This window comes from Candidatus Rickettsia mendelii, from assembly GCF_057543435.1.
This window is the reverse complement of the sequence record NZ_BTGX01000015.1, coordinates 1-22,273: the sequence shown is the minus strand read 5'-3', so window position 1 is coordinate 22,273 and position 22,273 is coordinate 1. Positions and strand designations below refer to the sequence as shown.

The window sequence follows — 22,273 nt, the reverse complement described above, 5'->3', positions numbered from 1 at the left end:
CAAGTGTTCCATATTCCTATCGTATAAAATAAGTAATTTTCATACCACATTAAATATTTCTACTCTAGACTACAGCTTTCATAAGAATGAACCATGGAATAACACCTACAAGATCCAGGTGTGATACAGAACATTTTTCCGAACTATACAGCAATGCCATTTTTCTCTTGGTAACATTAAAAATCATAATCATTGAATAAATTATCTTTATTAAATATAAAATGAGAATAATGGAAAATTACTATAAATATACAGCAAACAGAGGATTGAATATAAGCTTTATGTATAAAAATTTAATAAATAACTTAAATGATTTATGCTAAGAATAAATGACTCTTAACATAAACCGGCCTTAAAACATTACTTTAAATACTAATGATTAATTCCTAAAGCTTTTTTCTGATCATCAGAAGTATTTTCCATTACCCATTTTTGAACGTCAGGGCTTAACATATTATATTGATCTGATGTTAAACTAGCAACCCAAGCTTTCTGATCATCTACACTCATAGCAGTTATTACAGCAGTTGTAACTGAAGTAGGATCAGACGGTATACCAGCAAATACTGGAGCTGAAAAAACTAGAATTAATAAAGCTTTTAATAAATTTTTCATTTTGTTAACCTCTTTTATTTATGTAGCCGTGATTATAACAAAGCTAATTTAGCTTTCAAGCTAAATTATAACTAACATTTAAGTTTTTTAATATAAAAGGACTCTGATTGTAACAAATATATCATTTATAATAATTGTTCTCTACAAATAGTGCGATAAATTTCTGAATTTTGTAACAAGTCATTATGAGTTCCTTTAGCCACTACTATCCCTTTATCTATTATTAGAATATGATCAGCTGATTCTATACTGCTAATTCGATGAGCAATTGATATGATAATCTTGCTTTTCATTATTTTTCTTATTGACTTTAACAGTTTTTGCTCGCTTTCATTATCTAGAGCACTCATTGCTTCATCTAGAAGTAAAATTTGCGGCTTACGTAGTAAGGCTCTTGCAAGCACTATTCTTTGTTTTTGTCCGCCTGATAATCTAACACCTTTCTCACCGATTTTAGCGTTGATACCATCATGAATTTTGCTAGCAAATTCAGCTATCCCAGTAATTTTTATTACTTCTTCTATTTCAGCATCACTTGCTCTTGGATTACCGAATATAATATTTGATTTTATTGTACCGGAAAAAATACTAGCTTCTTGAGGTACATAAGCAATTAATTTACGAATTTCGATAGGATTTAAATAAGCCATATCTTGATTGTTGATAAGAATTATGCCGCTTTCTTGATAATAAAAGCGTAATAATAGCTGCATTATAGTACTTTTTCCTGAGCCTGATCTACCTACAATACCAATAAATTTATTAGCATTTATTTTAAAAGACATATCATTGATAATTTTTAGATTAGATCGTGAAGGATAGGAAAAACTTATATTTTTGAATTCTAATGATATAGAAGTAGAGTGCTTTAATGGTAAGTAACTATTATGTATAGAAGGTATTTTATCTATAATTGTTAATATTCGTTCAAGCGCTGCAATTGGTAAGTGCACTTCACTTAACAACTCAAAAATACCACCACTGCTAACTCCAGCAATAATTGCATAATAAATAAATGATACAGTTTGCCCTGCAGATAAATGACCTGTCACTATATCTAAGCTAGCGATCCATATAACCAAATTAACACCAAGAAATATAAAAGCTATTGAAAATGCAAAGAATAAAGCACGAATTTTTAAACGAGTCCTACAGTATGTTAAATATTCTTGTAGTCTAGTGTTAAAGTCAGTAATTTTATTTGTTTGATTGTTAAAAGCATAAATAGTTCTAATATTATTAAAACTTTCATCAATGTCAGATGCTATAAGTGACTTAGATTCTAATGCTTTTTTGGATAAATCTTTAACATGCTTGCCGAATTTAATTAGAGGGATTAGCAATATAGGAATAATAATAATTACTATGAAAGCAAGTTTAAAACTTTCAAAAAACATTAATATGATACCGCCAATGAGCATCACTGAATTGCGAATAAAAAATGATAAAAAATTAACAATGAGATTAGCAGTCAAATCTATATCACTAGTTAAACGTGAAATCACATCTCCAATTTTTAGTTCTTCAAATTCTGCAATTTCATAATTAATTAAATTACTATAAGTTTCTTTTCTTATTTGATTAACTATCTTTTCAGCAACATTATTGATAAAATATGAACGAAAGAAACTAGCAATACTTAAAATAATAATTAATAAGCAAACATATAATATAGATTTATTAACTAATGTAATATGGTTTCCAGATAATCCATTATCTACTAATTTTCTAAAAACACTACCGATCAGTAATAATGAAGCTGATACACTAAATAAAGAGATCATAACAATGATCAAATCTTTTTTATAGAATCTTAAATACTTAGCTAGTCTACATAAAAGTTTGATGTCCATAACATATATTATATGCAGAAAATAGGATGGTATATATGGGGCGAATGACGGGATTTGAACCCGCGACTTTCAGAACCACAACCTGATGCTCTAACCAACTGAGCTACACTCGCCGTGAATAAAAACAACGGTTTAATCCTAGATTATTATCAGAATCTAGTCAAGAATATTCACATTGTAATAAGATTTAATTTAAGAAACATCATAATCTGGTTAATTTCATTATTTCATCAATAGACATATGTGATGTGCTTTTCTATGATGATACTTGTAATAATTTTATTCCTCCTTAACTGCTATTTTTTGTGTTTCGTTGTCTTTGTGTAAAAAAATCCTGAGTTTTAATAGTTGATCTTCTAATAGATGTTTTCATAATCATAAAATTGCTATATACTTTATATTTAAGTAAAGTATAATTGTTTTATAAGTAATGTGTAGATTAAATGAAAAAAGCAGTTATCTTAATTAGTGGTGGGGCTGATTCTGCTACAGTTCTTGCTATAATGAAAAAAATTGGTTATGAAATCTATGCTATAAGTTTTAATTATGAGCAACGTAACAATGCAGAACTTCGAAAGGTTAAACAGTTAGTCAAAGAATATAATGTCAAGCAGCATAAGATTATCCATATAGATTTGCAGGCCTTTAGCTGTTCTGCTCTTACTAACTATAACATAAATGTCCCTCATTATCATAAAGCAAGTGAGATACCTGAAGATATACCAGTTACCTATGTACCTGCGCGTAATACAATATTTTTAAGTTTTGCTCTAGGTTTTGCAGAAGTAATAGGAGCTCATGATATTTTTATAGGCGTACATACTAGTGATTCGGCACATTATCCTGATTGTTGTCCTGAATATATTAAATCTTTTGAAGTGATGGCAAATTTAGCAACTGATATGGGAATACATGGTAAAAAAATTACTATTCATACCCCTTTAATAGATATGACTAAAGAACAAATAATTAAAACAGGTCTTGAGCTTGGAGTAGATTATAAAAATACTATATCATGTTATGATCCTACTGAAGACGATTTATCTTGTGGTACATGTCTTGCTTGCACTATAAGACTTGAGGCCTTTAAAAAGAATAATGTACAAGATCCTATTAAGTATATATGATATAAATTATGATATGATAAATAAAGAATATTTATATGCACCTTTCCCTGTTTTTGACTTAAATGATATAGTTTTAAGGGAATTAACTGACGTGGATGCAGAAGATTATTTAAATTATATGATTAAGCCGGAGATGGCTATTTATATAACTGAAAGTAATAGACCTAAAAGTATAGAAGAAGCTCAAAATGAAGTACGTTATTGGTCTAGTTTATATAAAAATCATAGAAGCTTTTATTGGGGAATCGCACTCAAAACCGATAATAAATTAATAGGTACTGCGGGTTTTAATACAATAAATCTAGAACATCATAGGGCAGAAATAAGCTATGATTTAGATGTTTGTTTCTGGGGGCAAGGTATAATGTTAAAATCCATAAAAAATATCTTGAAATTTGCTGATTATATAGGAATTATAAGGGTTCAGGCCACAGTAATTATGAATAATTTCCGTTCAATTAATGTGCTAAAACGATGTGGTTTTGCTATGGAAGGTCTGCTTAAAAAATATGAAATAGTTGCAAATGAACATAAAGATTACTATATGTATGCAAGAGTAATATAAGTTCTGCACATAAAATTTAAAATAATATAATTACAGCTCTTTTTAGCCATAAATTATGAAGCTTCTTTGAAATAAATAGAAGTAACTATTCTAGCAAAAATTTTATTAATTTTCGTACAAAAGTACCTTAAATATGAATATTTAAAGTTGCAGGCATAGAACCTAGTAAGAACTGTTAAAAATAAATATAAAATAAAGAAAAATTAATGGTAGTAGAAGTTAATAAAAAAGAGTTCATTTGTTCGTTTTGCAGTAAAAAACAGCATGAGGTAAAGAAGTTAATAGCTGGTCCTGCAGTATTTATTTGTGATGAGTGTATAGACTTGTGTATGGAAATTATGAAAGAAGAAAGTAAAGTTGCATTAAAGCAGATTACTTCTTCAATTCCAACACCACAAAAAATATGTACAGTTCTAAATGATTACGTAGTAGGGCAGGATCAAGCTAAAAAGATTTTAGCAGTAGCAGTTTATAATCATTATAAAAGACTTGAATATGTACAATCTGGCAATAATGATGTTGAGCTTAATAAGTCAAATATCTTATTGATTGGTCCTACTGGTTCAGGTAAAACCTTGCTTGCTCAAACACTTGCTAAAATTTTAGATGTACCTTTCACTATGGCTGATGCTACTTCTTTAACTGAAGCTGGTTACGTTGGTGAAGATGTTGAGAATATTTTACTACGTTTATTGATAGCTGCTGAGTTTAATATAGCAAAAGCACAAAAAGGCATAATTTATATTGATGAGGTTGATAAAATTGCTCGTAAATCTGAGAACCCTTCTATTACTCGAGATGTATCTGGAGAAGGAGTACAGCAAGCACTACTTAAAATTATGGAAGGAACGGTTGCTTCCGTGCCTCCTCAAGGTGGTAGGAAACACCCACAACAGGATTTTGTACAACTAGATACTTCAAATATCTTATTTATTTGTGGTGGTGCCTTTATGGGAATTGATAGCATTATAGCTGCAAGAACTAATCACAGTTCTATAGGTTTTGCAGCTAACGTAAATATAGATAAAGAAGGAAATAATAGTGGGTTCCTTCAATCTCTAGAGATTGAAGATTTAACCAGATTTGGCTTAATTCCTGAATTTATTGGCAGGTTACCTATCGTTACGACTTTAGATGAATTAGATAAACAAGCTTTAATTACAATTCTAACTAAGCCTAAAAATGCTATAGTAAAGCAATATCAGAAACAATTCGAGCTTGATGGTGCTGAGCTTATCATTGACAATTCAGCTCTAGAAGCTATTGCTGAAAAAGCTTTAGTTAAAAAAACGGGAGCTAGAGGTTTACGTTCAATACTTGAGCATCTTTTACTTGACAGTATGTACAAAGTTGCTGAACTAAAGAAAATGCGTGTTACTATTACAAAAGATGTAGTTAACGGTTTCGTAGAACCGATAATGGCCTCTATCATCTCTACAAAATCAAACAAAAAACAATCTGTTATTGAAGACATACCTGCGTAAATATATTTCTTTTGTTTTATAACTTAATTAACTACAGAATATTTCTTGATCACTTGATATGATACGTGCACATTTTTTAGGATTTACCTGGCTCATGTATTTTTATATGTGTAGCTTGGTTTGCCTTCAATTGTATTTTGCCTGAGGCTTTTCGAAATATGCTATATTATTTTCGTAGTATATTTATTACTTCTTTTTCTTATTTCTAAATAATGAAATATTATAATAATATATCAAATTTAGGCAACGTGTAGTTTTAATTTATGCAAGGTATTTAAAATATGATTTTATAATAAGAAACAATACTTAGAAATAATGTTAAACACAGTAAATCAAAAAATATCAAGGTAAGAATATTAATGATTCTCAATATAAAAAATTTTTTTTAAAGAAGTAAATAATTATGATCATTTTTCATACATAAAACTAAAAGAGTTATTAGAAATAAGAATCTTATTGACTCTATGTTAGATATTATAGATGATATCAATTCATTAGAATTTAGTATCTTTGTTACTAAAGTTGATCGAAATAGCACAAAAAAATTAGATCATAATAGTATATCATCTATACTTCTGAGTATCTCTTGTTACGCTATGCAGAAAAATATTCTCTAATCTGCGATATGCTTATCATCTTATAAAGAAGAGTTTAGTACCAGCAAAAAACTCATTTAAGTTTTGCACGTTATCTTAATTAATTAGAACAAAACCTTGCTAAAATAGAAAAACCACTAATAATATAATAAAGATCATAAAATTGTTTCTTGGTTAACAGAAAAATTATATTTAGTAGTATATCTAGTAAGATAGCGATGACTTCTATAAAATAGAAAAATATTAATGTGTGTTTAGCAATAGTTAAAGTCAGTATTAGATTAAGTCTGTTTTACAGAAGTAGAATTCTATGAGAACCCAATGTTTTATCTTCTATTAAATTAACACATCTTACTTCTTATCACTAATAAAGTTATAGAGAATAACACCAGAGAAAAACTAACTAATGATGTATTTAAAGTTTTACTATAATAATGCGGCAGCCAACTACAGTGATATTGTCATTAATAATGTTTGAATCTATTAAAAAGTCTTGCAACTTAAATAGACGTTTCTTAAGTTGTACAGTATAATAATTAGCATATTAAAACTTAATTTACTTATTCTATCTTGGTATGTTCATTTACTTCTACTTCTATAATCTCAGATTTAGAAGCAACAATTTGATAGCGTTCTAGTGCCCCAGGCAATGTTTTACTACCTGAGTCAATACCAAGGTTTTGAATGTTCTTAACTCTTGACATAAAATTACGATTGAAAGAAGCAGCAAATTTATCATAATTAGTAACCATACTTTGTAAATTACTGCCAATCTTCTGAGAATAATCAGCTATAGTACCGATCGAACTTAATAATTTTTTGACTTCTTCAATAATGACTTTATAATTTTCTGAGCGGCGGTGATCAGTGATTTGGAACCTTGCGAATGATAGCATATTCATAAGACCTGCAGGTCCTACCGGAAAAATATTAGAACTCCAAGCTTTTTGTAGAAAATCAGGATCAACTGCTATAACTTTTTCAATAGCTTGCTCGGTAGGTAGAAACATTAATGTAATAATATTATTGTAGTTTTGTTCTTTTTTATTTAGATTAGTTAAAATATTTTCAGCATAATCCTTATTAGTCAGAGATCTTAAATGATAGTTCATAGTCTTGCTAAGATTTTGATTATTACCCTGCTCATCTACTAAAAACTTGGATGCTTTCGAATCAATAACCATTAAATTACCAGATGGCAAGAAAATAAGTGCATCAGGTCTGAGTTTGGTACTATCTATCGTAGTTAAACCATATTGCATGATAAAATCTAGATTAGGGCGCAAGCCTGAAGATTTTAAGATATTCTCAAGCGTAATCTCAGCCAGTAGACCTGCTCCAATAGGTGATAGAAGCGATTGTTTAATTAAATTAACTGTATCTTTTGATTGTTCTATATCTTTATTTAGTACTCCTATCATCGTAATTAACCGCTCGAACTCATTATTAAATTTACTCGAGGCAGTAGCAATATTTTTCTCAGCTAGCTCTCTTGCTGCTGTATTTTCCATTTTATGTATCTCAATTAACTGCTTAGATAAATCTTTTCCAAGATCAAATAAAATAGCTTTAGCTGATGAAAACGATTCCTCTCTTGTTTTTTCAGAATCTTTGATAGACTGTTCTTGATATTCTATCTTGCATCTAAGCTGTTCAATTTTTTGCAAATGCATTATTTTTTCTTGATTAAGCAATTGGTTATTATTTATCACCTCTAAATTTTGATTAGTCAGGAGTTTTAACTCGGTCTTTAGGGTCTTAATTTTTATATAAAACCAGATTAGAAGGCTAATTAAAAATAGTAAGGTAATTATGACATTAGTTAATAAATAGGACATAAAATAAAGCTAAGTTTGTTAACAAAGCTAATAATACTTAATACTAAATAATTTGCACTAATTATTTAGTATTAAGTATTAAAATATTAGGAAATTAGTAATTTCCTAATATTTTAATTTTTTAAACTAATGTATAATGCAATTTTCTTAATTAAAGGCAAAAAATTAATTAAATTATTAAGGAAAAGTTTTTATGAAAAAATTACATTATAAGCGCTAGATATTAGTTGCGAGTTAGATAATGAAAATATTGAAATATTAAAAGATGAAGAAAGTTTTAATAATTTTCTTACTTCTATAAAAAATAAGCAATCAGGAGTCAAAAAAGCTGACAAAATTAATCTAATAATGTTAAGTAAGGTACTTTAATGATATAAAATATAAATTTAAAGTAACAGCTAACTCTAATAAATAACTATTTAGAGCTAATTTACTAAATAGAAAATTTAATGTAAATGCTGCTAACTGTTATTTGTTTGGTAATATTACTTATATTTCCAATGATGAAAATTGGTTGCACTTATCAATAGCTATTAATTTCTATTCTAGAAAAATAATAGGTTGGTTAATGATTAATAGCATGAAAACCAAACTTGTTAATAACGTGTTGTTAATGACTAATGTAACCCTACTGACGGATTACTGGCCAAAAAGATAGAATTAATTTATCAATATAAATAGAATTAAATTTTATAATTATATCTGAATTCATTAGCTAATGAATTTAAACCAATCATAATAACTTTTAAACCTATTGCTGAACTGTTGGCATATCAATTACAATAAAACTCCTTTAAAAAGGAGCATTTTATATTATTTTTAAAAGCAAAAAGTATATATTTACTCGCCTCTTACTACTAACACTGATATACTTGAATGACGAACAATTTTAGAAGCATTAGGTCCAAGCATATAGTCTCTTAATTGCGGTCTTATTGCAGAAATAATTATTAAATCAGCTTTAATTTTGCTAGAATACTTAATTATTTCATCATAAACAGCACCACTAACTATGTAATAATCTACTTCAATTTCATTAGGAACATACTGCTTTATAAACTCTTTAACTTGAGCTTGATAGTTTGTTTTCTTCTCTGTTATCCAATTTTTAGGTAGATAATCGTCAACCATTTTCATACCGAAAGCAGAAATGACATATATAAAATGTAGTTTTGCTTGAAAAGTTGTAGCAAACATTAAGGCTTTAGCAAGAATCTCTTTTATAGATTTTTTATCTGTTAAATCTATAGGTATAAGTATATTTTTAAACATAGTTATTTTATGTAATTATTCTCTATTTCTTACTGCATTATGCTTTGGAAGAACAAAATTTTTAGTATCAGCAAAATAGTTAATATCAAGATTATTTAATAAATAATTAGAAAGTTTAAAATTTGTTACGTTTCTATGAAAAGCTCCAATAAATTTATCCAAAATATTATAATCTAGACTATCTCTAGTTACTAGAATTGCTGCTACTTTCACTGTAGTCTGATCACCAGTAATTCCTGGATATAAATCTTTATGAAGTACTGCCTTATGGAAGGCTCTATTTTGTTTTATCAATTCTGCTATTTTATCATTTTCAATTGAGACGAAATCAATTTCACACTTATTAGCAATTAAACTTACTAAAGGGTTAGGATGTCCAACCATCATTATAATAGCATCTATTTCTTTATTACAAAACTTATCAATGGAATCTTTGTAATTAATATTCATATCTTCAGGTTCCTTAACAAATTTATATAAAGAACACACGGCATTATGACTAACAGTACTACTAGAAAATACTGGGCCATGCGTTATTTTTTTTCTATCAAGGTCAGCAAAAACTTTTATTTTATCATCATCTTTAACAATAACTGTAAAAAACTCGTCATGTAAATTTAGTACTTGACGTAAATTTTGCATTTTTTCTTGGTTACGATAATGACCTATACCCTCATATGCTTCTACTGCGATATTAGCCTGTACTAAAGCCATATCAATTTTATTATGTTTTAATAATTCTAAATTTTCTATGCTACCGCTTGTTGGTACAACTTCACATTTATTTTTTTTATCATGTTCAATAGTTTTGCATAAATCAAGACCAATATAGTAATATGGTGTTAAAATAGAACCAGTACCGATTTTGAAGATTTTTGGGGCAGCATAAATATTACTACAAATAAGAAATATGCTAATAATAGTAGTGCATAATGATAATCTAAAATTACTCATAAAATTAATTTGCATTATTTTCAGTATTCTATTTTTCATTATGTCCATCAAATTTTAGTTCCAATAAATTGATAGAGCCAATATTTATTCCTTTATCTGAAAACTCAATATTGAACTTAGCTTTTTCTCTGTTGTTATAAGCTAAACTTGAATTATATAATTCTTTTTGAGCAGTATTTAAAATTTCATCAGCAGCATTGTCAACCGCTTTAGCAATAATTGCTTTAACTATTTTTTTAGAAAAAATAATATTATCAGGTAATAATTTATCAACTATAGAATTATAATTTTCAAGTTCAAATGATAGTTTTCCTTCCGGGAATTTATTAGCAAAGAACTGTAAAGCACCGTTTAAGTTAATTTTAGAATCATTATCACAAGTAAAAATAAATCTTTCTATAGTAAAATTTTGTAGAATATGGGAGTCTTCTTCATTTTTGACAAATTGTAATGATGCAGCTATAGCTAAATTAGCATTATTAAAATTAACAATATCTTTTTTCGAATCATAACTCATATTTAAAAATAAGGAGATATTTTCATTACTTGATAAGCTTTGCTTTTTTATAAAAAATGCTAAATCTTTAATTTTAAAGATCTCTTGATCACCTTTAAATATCAGTAATGCTTTATTATTTAATTGAATTGATTTTATTACATCTCTTAGACTATTATCTTTTGATAATTTATATAAAGGTTTATTAAACTTTCCTATTCCTTTTATATCTTCATTACTACGCATATCATATGTAAATACTTTATCACCATAACTATCAACCTCTTTAATAAAAGGTCCAAAATTTAATACAGATTTTTTAGTACTAAAAGCTATATTTAATATAATACTTTCACTAGTAAACTCTTTAGAATTGACATGATCAATTAATTTTATTTTAGGATCTATTATAGTAATTTTCCAATTAAAAGGATATCCTGAAAACTTAACAGCGCTACAAGATATTTTAAGATTATCAGATCCAGAATTTTCAATTAAACCTACAACATTATTTTTTATAGTATATGCAACCGTAAACCACATTATAGTAAAGGTTAGAAACATAAAAAGAAGTATTGTACGTATCACTTTTTAATCCATTATAATTTGATATTACGAGTAGCAGAAGGAAGACGTACTTTAATACCATCTAATTCTTCGGTTAATTCTTCAGTTAAAATAACCTGGCACCCTAACCTAGAAGTATGCGTAAGACCGAATGCTAAGTCAAGCATATCTTCTTCTGCTTCTGTAGGTTTTTTTAACTTGTTGTAGTAAAACTCTTCTTCAACAATGATATGACAAGTAGAGCAAGCAAGAGATCCTTCACAAGCTCCTTCAAGATCTATATTGTATTTATGAGCGACATCTAAAATAGAAAGCCCAAGCGGCCATTCTACTTCTATTTTCTCTTCCTTATCATTTATAATAAATATTATTTTTGGCATTACTATATTCTTTCCTTATCTAATATGATTGATATTTTTCCCTTTTAGCAAATCGTTAACTACTATATTAAATTTTGTAGTTATAGATTTTTTTGTTTTAGACTTAAAATCTTCAATAGAATTACTAATTAATTTACGATCTTTTGTATTTACTGCTTCTTTTATATTATTTAGTAAAGAATGAATTATAGCTATCTCACTTTCTGATAATAAGTTTGCTAATTCTTTAATAGTATATTCTATATCAAAAATTAACTTTTTAGCTTCAATTACTGTTTCTTGTAGTAATCTTGTAGTACAGTCTATTTTAGCATTTTTATAAGCATTTTCTAACATCATATTAATATCATTTTTATTAATACCGTAATTTGGTTTTACTTCAATAATATGTGATATATTACTTATTTTCTCATAAGCTGAGACTGATAATATACCATCAGCATCAATAGCAAAAGTAACTTCTATTCTAATACTTCCTGCTTTCATAGGCGGTAATTTATTCAACTCAAATCTTGCAAGTGTACGGCAATCTACAGCCATTTCGCGTTCACCTTGTAATATATGAAATTGTATACCGGTTTGATTATCAGCATAAGTTGTAAATTCTTTTACTACAGAAATAGGAAGTGGAGTATTACGCATAATAATTTTTTCTGCTATTCCGCCATATAATTCTACCCCAAGCGATAAAGATACAACATCAATTAACAATGAATCCATATTCGGTGTTGTTAAATTTTCTGCTTGTAGAGCGCCACCATATACAACTGCTTTATCTGGATCGATATCCGATAAAATATTTACTTTAAACGTCTTATATAATTCACTTTTAATTAAAGGAATGCGAGTTGCACCGCCTACTAAAATAATTCCGTCGATATTTGGATTTCCTGCATCTTCTAGACACCCTTTAGCTATATTAATACTGCGCTCTATTAGTGGCAAAATTAATTGTTCTAATGTTTGCTTATTAAGTGATACAGTATAATTTTTAAAATTATCATTATATGATAATGTTTCTTTTATTTTTCTTGCAAATTGCAAGGTATTTGTAGAGTCAGGTAAATCAAATTTGTTACAAATATATTGCGCAATTACTGCATCCATGTCGTCACCGCCAAGCATGTTATCGCCGCTTGTTGCTATAACTTGAAAAATACCTTCTTGTATATTAAGAATTGATACGTCAAAAGTGCCACCGCCGAGATCATATACTAAATAACAACCACTTTGATTTTTGTTTAAGCCGTAAGCATAAGCAGCAGCAGTAGGCTCAGCTATTAGTCTTAATACCTCAAAACCTGCTATTTTAGCTGCAAGCATAACTTCGCCTCTTGCTGCATCATTAAAATGTGCTGGTACTGTTATAACAGTTTTAGTTATTTTAGTTGCTAATTGCTTTTCTGCTTGATTTTTTAGATATATAAAAATTTCTGCTGCAATTTCAGCAATTCGCATCCGTTTATTTGCAAAATTTAGTTTAAGCTCACCACTATCTATATCTAGGTAATCTTTATCTAGGTAATCTTTATCTAGGTAATCTTTAACTAGTGAAAAAAGTACCGGTGCACTGAGAATTTCCTTTAATGTTTTACCAAATAATCTTTTAATAGAATGTAGACCTTTGTTATTACCTATAGTAAAATTTTTGTCTGTAAATTCTATAGTAGTTGGAATTAATTCTTTATCATCTACAGTTTTAATAACTGTAACTTTTTTATTAATTGAAATAGCTATTAGTGAATTAGTAGTGCCAAAATCGATGCCCACAGCTATTTGGTATTCTTGTTTAAGATTAGCGTGCCCTGGTTCTTGAATTTCTATTATTTGCATGATTTCATTTTTTCTTGCAGTTTATTAAGCAATGTTTGAATGTATTTAAGTTTGCTAGTCTTTATAGTAGCATCAGCTAAATCTTGCTTCTTAAAAGCTTGTTTTACAGAATTAATTTCTGTATTTTCCATTAATTCATATTTATCTTTTATTTTTTTTAGATCACTAAGCAAGCTAGTATTTTCAATTGTTTCCATTTCATCCCAAAACATGCTTAACTCTAGATTAGAAAGAGAACACTGTACCTTTTTATCATTTAAGTTTATATTTTGTAAAAGCAGCATATATTCAGCACGCTTTAAGGGATCTTTAAGAGTAACATAAGCTTTATTTAATTCAGCTGCAATAATTAGATTATGTTCTTTTCCTGTCAAAGATTTTACTTTATCAGGATGATATTTTATTTGCATAGCAAAATATTGCTTTTCTAATATTTTCAAATCAATATTATAATTCTGCTCTAGCCCTAATAATTGAAAATAATTTTGCACTTTATTACTTTTTTATAATTCTAAACTACTTTATTATATATTAAAAATTACAAAAATACAATTATGGAAGTAGACCTATTAGAATTTGAGAAAAAATATGATCAATATATTATAGCAGGTATAGATGAAGTAGGCAGAGGATCTTTAGCAGGTCCATTAGTTGCTGCTGCAGTTATAATAGATAAAGCTAATATTATACCTGGCATTAAAGATTCTAAAAAACTTTCTAAAAAGAAAAGAGAATTATTATATGAACAAATAACTAGTAATTATGCTTGGTCAACTGCTATTATTTCTCATACTGAAATTGATGAGCTTAACATATTCTGGGCAAACAAAAAGGCTTGTACTCTTGCAGTACAAAACCTTAATATTGTACCGGATATAGTCTTAGTTGATGGTAATATGCAATTTAATGATGAAAGATTTATTAGTATCGTGAACGGAGATAATTTATCACTATCAATTGCTGTAGCTTCTATCATTGCAAAAGTTACTAGAGATCGTTTGATGCTGGACTTAAGTGCTGAATTTCCACCATATTTATGGCATAAAAATTCTGGTTATGGTACCAAAGAACATATTGAAGCTATAAATTTATATGGTCTATCACCATACCACCGTAGAAGTTTTAATGTAAAGAAATAAGTTTGTATTGTAAATTGTCAAATCAAGAATAATCTTATCTACCTCTAGTATCTGATGATATACTGCTAACTGTGGCTTTTCTACTATAGATTAAAATTTATGTTGCATATTCCAAGATTTTTTGTTTACACCACTTCATGTTACCTGTATTTTGAATGTAGCTTATTGAATTTTATGCTTTCTGCTATAACATAATCTATCTTAAATAAGGTTTTTCTATATTAGCTGAAGAGAAATTTTAGTATTAATAAAGTGATTACTTATTTTGTATAAGTCAAGCTATTTATAAAAATATGCAATTTTATAACACAATTTATCTTGTTTACTGAAATCATGCATGTGGTCGCATTAATTAAATTAGTAGTTTGCTTAATATTTTCTTTCCTTTGCATACTTTAATAAGCACAATATCTTTAATCGGTAAGATGATTTTCTTTTCTCAATGCATTAAATGGTCTTATCATAAAATCCTTCAATATTCTTTCAGTATTAGGATTTGATTGGTATAATCTGTAGTTATAGCTGCTAATTTATTAGCAATATTAAAATTGCACATCTTTGTAATTATTGCACTGAAATTTTTGCACTAATTAATATCTTTAATATAATTTCTTCCAAAATCTTTTAAATTTAATTCTGTTGCAGAATTAAAAAGTGTTTTATTTTCTCTTGTTAATGCCTTATCAAATATAGGTCTTTAAATTAAACTTTTAATTATTTTGTATAATTTCAGTATATTATTTTTGCCATTTACCTTGAACATCTTTTTCCAGCATTGTTAATTAATTTTATATTTTTCTCATTTCATGAGTATGATATTTGGCTTAATAATTATTTTCATAAGCCTATTGTAGGGGGTTTTGTTCTCCGATTAGTATATTTATTGTGAGCTGCGTACATAATAGAATTTTTAATAGCAGAAGCAATAAAATCTTTTACTATAGATTATTTTTAAATTTAGGTTGATACATTAATAAATTTTGATACCATGTCGGTCCATTTTGAACCAGTACATTACAGCATAGTAATCTACATGCAACTATTACTTTTTCAAATCTTTCTAATTTTTTAGACCTTTGTTATCAGGATTCATATGTGTAGAGTGTTCCTTACGTCATTCGAAGAATTCTAAGAGTGTTATAGTATTCTCAAAGAATTTTGACCTTTTACATATTTAGAATGTTCTTGATCTAATTGTACTAATATTTCCTTTTGTGTTTTATTGTGCAATAGAAATTACTATATTGTAGAAGCTATTAATTCTTGGATACTATCTTTTAGGTCTATTACAGTTTGTTTTCTTTTTTTGTAAGTAGATATTGTTTGGATTGTAGAAGCTTTTGTTCATCTTAATTTTAAAAATTTTCTTTTATTAAGTATCAAGAGTGTTTTATTCATTTGCACCAGAATATCTAGCTTTTTCTTTATCTTCATTTATCAATTTAATATTTAAACAATTATTATATATTTTATTAAATGATTTTAGGATAAAGGTTTTACCAGTTTTTCCTTATTTAGTAATGCAACCTGCAAAAATGCCTGCTCTTTTTGATTTTTTGGATTTAACTCTTCTAATCCTTTTGTAAAGAGAAGTATCAAAATATTCTTTTAATTTCTGATTTTAGCTAGAAAAACTGTAGTTATTTTTAAAAGGTTTTTATTATTATCTAAATCTAGAATTTTTAGAGAAGCTTATATGAGTTTTCAATAATTTATGAAGGGTTATTAATACAGCAGAAAGAATATTTGTGCAAGGATGAACTATGTTATCAGCATTTTTAGAACTATTAATCATTTTCTCGAATCTTGTATAACTTTAGTTCTAGTAAAGAATTAGCAGGCATTGAAAATTATATTAACTCCAAATATATATTTGATAAGCTTCAATTAGCTACGTCATCTTAAAAGATCTCCGATGTTCACATATTAATATACGCTGTGTTCTTCATCGTGTAGGCTCATTGCTCCTTTCCCAGTGGATCTTCGTATAATACTCTTCATTGACTTGTTAATATACAAACTTATACATTATAATTTATAGTATTAGAGTTTCTTACAATATAATTTGATATTTTTTTAATGAAGGTTTTGTAATAAAAATATTTAATGTTTAACTTAATTCTAATGCTGCTTTTTCTAGGGTTTTTAGTTGATCACGAAGTTTTGCAGCTTGTTCAAATTCAAGATTGCTAGCAGCTACAAGCATTTCTTTTCTTAATTTATCAATATGCGTTTTTAATTTAGCAGGATTATCAAACAAAGTATAAGCTTGTTTTTTTTCAAATTTGTCATCGATTTTCTCGAGTGCTGTTAATGCATGGATAGTGCTGTTGACAGTTTTAGGAATTATACCATGTTTTTGATTATATTTTTCTTGGATTTTTCTTCTACGCATTGTTTCTCTAACAGCTCTATCTATAGATTTAGTAATATTGTTTGCATAAAGTATTACTTTACCTTCACTATTTCTTGCTGCTCTGCCTATAGTTTGTATTAGTGATACTTCTGAACGTAAAAATCCTTCCTTATCTGCATCAAGTATGGCAACTAAGCCGCATTCAGGTATATCAAGTCCTTCTCGTAGTAAGTTAATACCAACTAAAATATCTATAGTGCCTTGCCTTAAGTCTCTTAGTATCTCAATACGTTCAAGTGTATGAACGTTAGAATGCAAATAAGATGTTTTATATTTTAACTCCTGTAAATAAGTGGTTAAATCTTCTGCCATTTTTTTAGTTAAGGTAGTGACTAAAACACGAGAACCTTTTGCAATTGTGCTTTGAATTTCACCAATTAAATCCTCCACTTGATTAGTAGCCGGTTTTATAATACATTCTGGATCAAGTAGTCCAGTAGGTCTAATGATTAGCTCTACTACTGTGCCCCTAGTTTCCTCTAGCTCAAAAGAACCAGGGGTTGCTGATACGAAAACAGTTTGCGGTCTAAAATCCTCCCATTCTTCAAATTTCAAAGGTCTGTTATCAAGTGCTGATGGCAGGCGAAATCCATGTTCTATTAGCACCTCTTTGCGAGCTCTATCTCCATTATACATTGCTCTAATTTGTGGTACGGATACGTGACTTTCATCAACAAATAAGAGTGCATCTTTTGGTAGATACTCAAATAGGGTAGGAGGCGGCTGACCAACCTTACGTCCTGTAAAAAATCTAGAATAATTTTCAATACCTTTACAACAACCAGTTTCTATTAGCATCTCAAGATCATATTGTGTACGCTGGTTAAGTCTTTGTGCTTCAAGTAATTTGTTTTGTGATTTTAATAACTCAAGGTGTTGCTGTAATTCCTCTTTAATGTTGGATATGGCCTTATTTACTATTTCTTTTGGCATCACAAAGTGTGAATTACCATATATCATAGCTTTATTGAGTTTAGCAAGTTTTTCACCAGTGAGTGGATCGAATTCATTTATACATTCTAATTCATTGCCAAAAAATGATAAACGCCAAGCTTTATCACTATAATGCGAAGGGAAAATATCGATATTATCACCTTTTACTCTAAAGCAGCCGCGTTCAAAACCAATGTTATTACGCTTATATTGTAGATTTACTAAATCATTTAATAGCTTATTACGAGGATAGCTCTTACCTGGTTCTAAATTAATGGTCATCTGACAATATAGCTCAGGAGAGCCAAGACCATAAATACATGAAACAGAAGAAACAACTATGACATCACGGCGTTCTAATAATGATCTTGTAGCAGAATGACGCATTAAATCGATCTGTTCATTAATTGATGAATCTTTTTCTATAAAAGTATCAGTAGATGCTATATAGGCTTCAGGTTGATAATAATCATAATATGATACAAAATATTCAACAGCATTATTGGGGAAAATTGACTTCATCTCTAAATAAATTTGTGCAGCCAGTGTTTTATTGTGTGCCATAATCAGAGTAGGACGGTTTGTTCTTGCAATAATATTTGCTATAGTAAATGTTTTACCAGATCCTGTAATACCAAGTAGCATTTGTGAGCGTGCATTTGTAATGAGTCCTTTTATGATTTCATCAATTGCTTTTGGCTGATCACCTGCCGGCTTATATTCTGAGATAATAGAAAAATTATTCATTCATTTTTACTTGCTTTAAAAACTATAGTCTTAGATAATACATTAAAATCTAATAAAAAAATATAACATTATGAATAAAACTATATTACACACAATAATTATTTATACTCTTACTCATTGCCCTTTTTGTATTAAAGCTAAAGAGCTACTTGATAAAAAAAATGTTGCTTATGAGGAAATTGAGGTAAGTAATTTTACCTCAGAAGAAAAAGATAAATTAATTGAAAAAGCTGGTGGTCAAAAGACTGTACCTCAGATATTTATAGATAATATGCACATTGGTGGTTGTGATGATTTATTTGAGCTTGAAAAAGAGGGAAGATTAGACAAATTATTAGAAGGAAAGCTAAAGAAAAATCTATCTGCACCACCTGCGGCGTGATTGATTATCTTACTCATTGTTACACTGTAATTAAGCCAATAAATATACGGACAACATCATTATAACAACAAATCACTTTCATAAATTTTATAATGTTAACACAAAATCAGCATAAAAATACGTTCTATTTATTATGTCCTTATTTATGGCCAAAAGATTTTAATATTCGTTTGCGGGTTATTACTTCACTCATTTGTTTAGTGCTAGCTAAAATTACTAATGTTTTTGTCCCAGTATTCTATAAGGATGTAATAGATGGGCTTAATAAGAATTTCACTCTTTCTATTATTATTGGGATGGTTATTGTATATGGCGGTACTAAAATACAAGTACAAATTTTCAGTGAGCTACGAAACATAATTTTTTCAAAAGTATCACATAGAGCAACTCGTCTTATTGCTTTGAATGTCTTTAAGCATATGCATAATTTGAGTATGCGTTTTCATATTACTCGTAAAACAGGAGGACTTAGTAGATCAATAGAGCGTGGTACTAAAGGTATTGAGGCAGTGCTGCGTTATTCATTATTTAATATTTTCCCGACAAGTGTTGAAATAATATTTGTTAGTGCAGTGTTATGGTATATTTATAGTATTTGGTTTGCTATGACTATTTTAGTAACTATGATAGTTTATGTTGTATATACTTTTCTAATTAGTACTTGGCGTATTTCTTTTATCAGAGAAATGAATCAAAGTGATAATATAGCAAATAATAGAGCAATCGATAGTTTGCTGAATTTTGAAACCATTAAATATTTCGGTAATGAAGAATATGAAGCAATAAAGTTTGATGAAGCATTACAAAGTTATCAGGAATCAGCTACTAAAACTACTAACAGTTTATCTATTTTAAATATAGGACAAGAAGTTATTATATCACTTGGGCTTATGGCTCTTATGATACTCTCTGTTGCTAATATTAATCAACACAAAATGACAGTTGGTGATTTGATCATGGTTAATACTTATCTTTTTCAGTTATCAATTCCACTTTCAGTTCTTGGTTTTGCTTATAGAGAGATTAAGAATGCCTTAGTCAGTATGGAAGATATGTTTAATCTTCTATATATTCAGGCTGAGGTGTATGATTTGCCAAATGCTAAAGAGTTGCAAATTTCTAAAGGTGAAGTTGTTTTTGAAAATGTTAGCTTTGCTTATAACAGTGAGCGCCCGATTTTACATAATATAAATTTTACAATTGGGAGTGGTAAAACTTTAGCAGTAGTTGGTAGTAGCGGTGCTGGTAAATCAACTATATCACGTTTACTTTTTAGGTTTTATGATATTAATAGCGGTAAAATTACTATAGATGGTCAAGATATAAGAGAAGTTACGCAAAGTTCACTCCGTAAATCAATAGGCATTGTCCCGCAAGATATTGTTCTATTTAATGATAAGATATATTACAATATTGCTTATGGCAATAATTTAGCGAGTTATGATGAAGTTATAGCCGCTTCAAAAAATACTCACATCCATGAGTTTATTATTATGCTTCCTGAAGGTTACAATACTATTGTAGGTGAGAGAGGTTTAAAGCTGTCCGGCGGTGAAAAGCAGCGGATTGCTATTGCTCGTACACTTCTAAAAAATCCCTCGATATATATTTTTGATGAAGCAACCAGCTCGCTTGATACTAAAACTGAAAAGCTAATTCAAGCAAGCCTTAAGGACATATCAACGCATTATACTACATTAATTATTGCACATAGATTATCAACAATTATTGATGCAGACGAGATTATTGTTTTAGATAATAGCTATATAGTTGAGAGGGGTAATCATAAAACTTTGCTGAAACAAAAAGGTCATTATGCAGAATTATGGTATAAACAGCAAGAAGAGCAAGAAAAATAAATCATAATATACTTTCTTAGTAATTAAATTATAAATAGGAAATGAATTATGCTACATTGTGTAGCTACTAATGGTAATATAGTAATACTGATTTAAATGTTTTAGAAGATTAAATTGCTGCTCACTATGAAGTGATATTATTACTTTTTATAATATAGCAATGAATATAAGACAAGTACTTCAATTTTAGATATTAATAATGCAGTATTAGGGGTTATTATTGCTAATTCTATTATCAATATTATAGTGGAAGCTAATGTTAATTTCTCTATTACCAATCTAGCAATAGCAATCATAAATTTAGGAGATTAGACTAATATTAGTCTTATAAATATAGATATTAGTAATAGGTACAAGATCAGAAAAGTTTTTGTGGATATGCTATATCAATGATCGTAATTACTAATAATTTTGTGAGTAATGACTCATAGACAACAGTAACACTTGATCTTATTTTTATTGAAAAAGAATAAAAGTAAATTTTAATAGCTTAATAAAAATTAATAATAATTTGGAATTTAGTGAAGCTAAACTTAATAAACTATAATAATCAAAAAATAATAATATAAGCTGATTCTCAAGCAAATATTAACTATCAAATTAGAAATACTATTATTAAGTAACTTCCTTACTTTCTTATGTTTTTCTAAAACTACCATAATTATGATAGTAATAAGATGGGAATTCTGATTAGTACAAAATTCTTTATTTACTATGAAGGCTTGGTAATGTAGTCAACTCATAATTTTTGTATAGATTGTTAATATGCATTATTACTTCTAATTTGTAATTCCTATGAAAATATGAATTTAGGATAAGGAATGAAAGGAGAAGAGAAACAATAAGAGATTTCAAAGAGATTGCTAAGTTACAGATAAAGAATCTAGATATGGCTAAGATTAGTTCTACCGCTTGTTATGATGTCGCAACTATTTAGAGAGAAAGATACTGCTGCTTACTTTATTGATTCAACTAAACTATCTATATACTACACAAAACTTACAAGTAATAATTAAATATTTGGTAATCTTGTTAAAATAGCAATAAGCAGTTATAGGGAATCTATAGAGTATTCATTACATCTTGTAATTAATCATAAAGAAATAATTATGACAATTAAATTACTAAAGCTAATAGTACTAATTTATCAACAATAGGTGATATAATAACTGAATTACAAAACAAAATCTTTGATGATAAAAGATATATATCCAAAG

At 28.2% G+C, this 22,273-nt stretch carries 16 protein-coding genes and 1 tRNA gene; 6 read left to right on the top strand and 11 right to left on the bottom strand.

Annotated elements, in window-relative coordinates:
* Positions 1–372: 372 nt before the first annotated feature.
* The 3 genes from AC27F4_RS02815 to AC27F4_RS02805 all read right to left on the bottom strand — a co-directional run bounded on the left by AC27F4_RS02815 (position 373) and on the right by AC27F4_RS02805 (position 2,581).
* Positions 373–615 carry a DUF2673 domain-containing protein gene (locus AC27F4_RS02815; protein ID WP_487061898.1) on the bottom strand — a complete coding sequence of 81 codons (243 nt, stop codon included), beginning with the start codon at positions 613–615 and terminating at the stop codon, positions 373–375.
* A gap of 125 nt (positions 616–740) precedes the next feature.
* Positions 741–2,468 carry an ABC transporter ATP-binding protein gene (locus AC27F4_RS02810; RefSeq protein ID WP_487061896.1) on the bottom strand — a complete coding sequence of 576 codons (1,728 nt, stop codon included), beginning with the start codon at positions 2,466–2,468 and terminating at the stop codon, positions 741–743.
* A gap of 36 nt (positions 2,469–2,504) precedes the next feature.
* Positions 2,505–2,581: transfer RNA gene (locus AC27F4_RS02805), tRNA-His, on the bottom strand.
* Between the two features lie 330 nt (positions 2,582–2,911).
* Between AC27F4_RS02805 and queC the strand changes: the two genes are divergently transcribed.
* The 3 genes from queC (at position 2,912) to clpX (ending at position 5,644) form a co-directional block, all read left to right on the top strand.
* Positions 2,912–3,595 (top strand): 7-cyano-7-deazaguanine synthase QueC, encoded by a 684-nt coding sequence (gene queC, locus AC27F4_RS02800; protein WP_487061894.1) that lies wholly within the window; start codon positions 2,912–2,914, stop codon positions 3,593–3,595.
* 13 nt (positions 3,596–3,608) lie between these two features.
* Positions 3,609–4,160, top strand: a complete 552-nt coding sequence (locus tag AC27F4_RS02795; protein ID WP_487061892.1) for a GNAT family N-acetyltransferase — start codon at positions 3,609–3,611, stop codon at positions 4,158–4,160.
* A gap of 206 nt (positions 4,161–4,366) precedes the next feature.
* Complete coding sequence (gene clpX, locus AC27F4_RS02790) at positions 4,367–5,644, top strand: ATP-dependent Clp protease ATP-binding subunit ClpX (RefSeq protein WP_487061890.1); 1,278 nt, start codon at positions 4,367–4,369, stop codon at positions 5,642–5,644.
* Positions 5,645–6,800: 1,156 nt separating this feature from the next.
* Here clpX and AC27F4_RS02785 read toward each other — a convergent pair.
* The 7 genes from AC27F4_RS02785 to hscB form a co-directional block, all read right to left on the bottom strand.
* Entirely contained in the window at positions 6,801–8,078 is a 1,278-nt protein-coding gene (locus AC27F4_RS02785) for a DNA recombination protein RmuC (RefSeq protein ID WP_487061888.1), read from the bottom strand.
* An 840-nt stretch (positions 8,079–8,918) separates the two neighbouring features.
* Positions 8,919–9,350 carry a universal stress protein gene (locus AC27F4_RS02780; RefSeq protein ID WP_487061886.1) on the bottom strand — a complete coding sequence of 144 codons (432 nt, stop codon included), beginning with the start codon at positions 9,348–9,350 and terminating at the stop codon, positions 8,919–8,921.
* Between the two features lie 15 nt (positions 9,351–9,365).
* A complete protein-coding gene (locus AC27F4_RS02775) occupies positions 9,366–10,304 on the bottom strand; it encodes a TAXI family TRAP transporter solute-binding subunit (protein WP_487061884.1) in 939 nt (312 codons plus the stop codon).
* Between the two features lie 28 nt (positions 10,305–10,332).
* Positions 10,333–11,388: an RP198 family tick cell line-upregulated protein gene (locus AC27F4_RS02770; RefSeq protein ID WP_487061882.1), complete on the bottom strand. Its 1,056-nt coding sequence runs from the start codon at positions 11,386–11,388 to the stop codon at positions 10,333–10,335.
* Positions 11,389–11,399: 11 nt separating this feature from the next.
* On the bottom strand, positions 11,400–11,747 hold the full coding sequence (locus tag AC27F4_RS02765; RefSeq protein WP_487061880.1) for a ferredoxin family 2Fe-2S iron-sulfur cluster binding protein: 348 nt from the start codon (positions 11,745–11,747) through the stop codon (positions 11,400–11,402).
* Positions 11,748–11,762: 15 nt separating this feature from the next.
* On the bottom strand, positions 11,763–13,580 hold the full coding sequence (gene hscA, locus AC27F4_RS02760; RefSeq protein ID WP_487061878.1) for a Fe-S protein assembly chaperone HscA: 1,818 nt from the start codon (positions 13,578–13,580) through the stop codon (positions 11,763–11,765).
* Positions 13,571–14,071, bottom strand: a complete 501-nt coding sequence (hscB, locus tag AC27F4_RS02755; RefSeq protein ID WP_487061876.1) for a Fe-S protein assembly co-chaperone HscB — start codon at positions 14,069–14,071, stop codon at positions 13,571–13,573. Before hscB ends, hscA begins: the two co-directional genes overlap by 10 nt.
* A 63-nt stretch (positions 14,072–14,134) precedes the next feature.
* Between hscB and AC27F4_RS02750 the strand changes: the two genes are divergently transcribed.
* On the top strand, positions 14,135–14,719 hold the full coding sequence (locus tag AC27F4_RS02750) for a ribonuclease HII (protein WP_487061874.1): 585 nt from the start codon (positions 14,135–14,137) through the stop codon (positions 14,717–14,719).
* Positions 14,720–16,829: 2,110 nt separating this feature from the next.
* Here AC27F4_RS02750 and uvrB read toward each other — a convergent pair.
* Positions 16,830–18,815, bottom strand: coding sequence for an excinuclease ABC subunit UvrB (uvrB, locus tag AC27F4_RS02745; RefSeq protein WP_487061872.1), 1,986 nt, complete (start codon positions 18,813–18,815; stop codon positions 16,830–16,832).
* A 70-nt stretch (positions 18,816–18,885) separates the two neighbouring features.
* Between uvrB and grxC the strand changes: the two genes are divergently transcribed.
* Positions 18,886–19,197 (top strand): glutaredoxin 3, encoded by a 312-nt coding sequence (grxC, locus tag AC27F4_RS02740; RefSeq protein WP_487061870.1) that lies wholly within the window; start codon positions 18,886–18,888, stop codon positions 19,195–19,197.
* A gap of 92 nt (positions 19,198–19,289) precedes the next feature.
* Positions 19,290–21,056 (top strand): ABCB family ABC transporter ATP-binding protein/permease, encoded by a 1,767-nt coding sequence (locus tag AC27F4_RS02735; RefSeq protein WP_487061868.1) that lies wholly within the window; start codon positions 19,290–19,292, stop codon positions 21,054–21,056.
* The last annotated feature ends 1,217 nt before the right edge of the window (positions 21,057–22,273 follow it).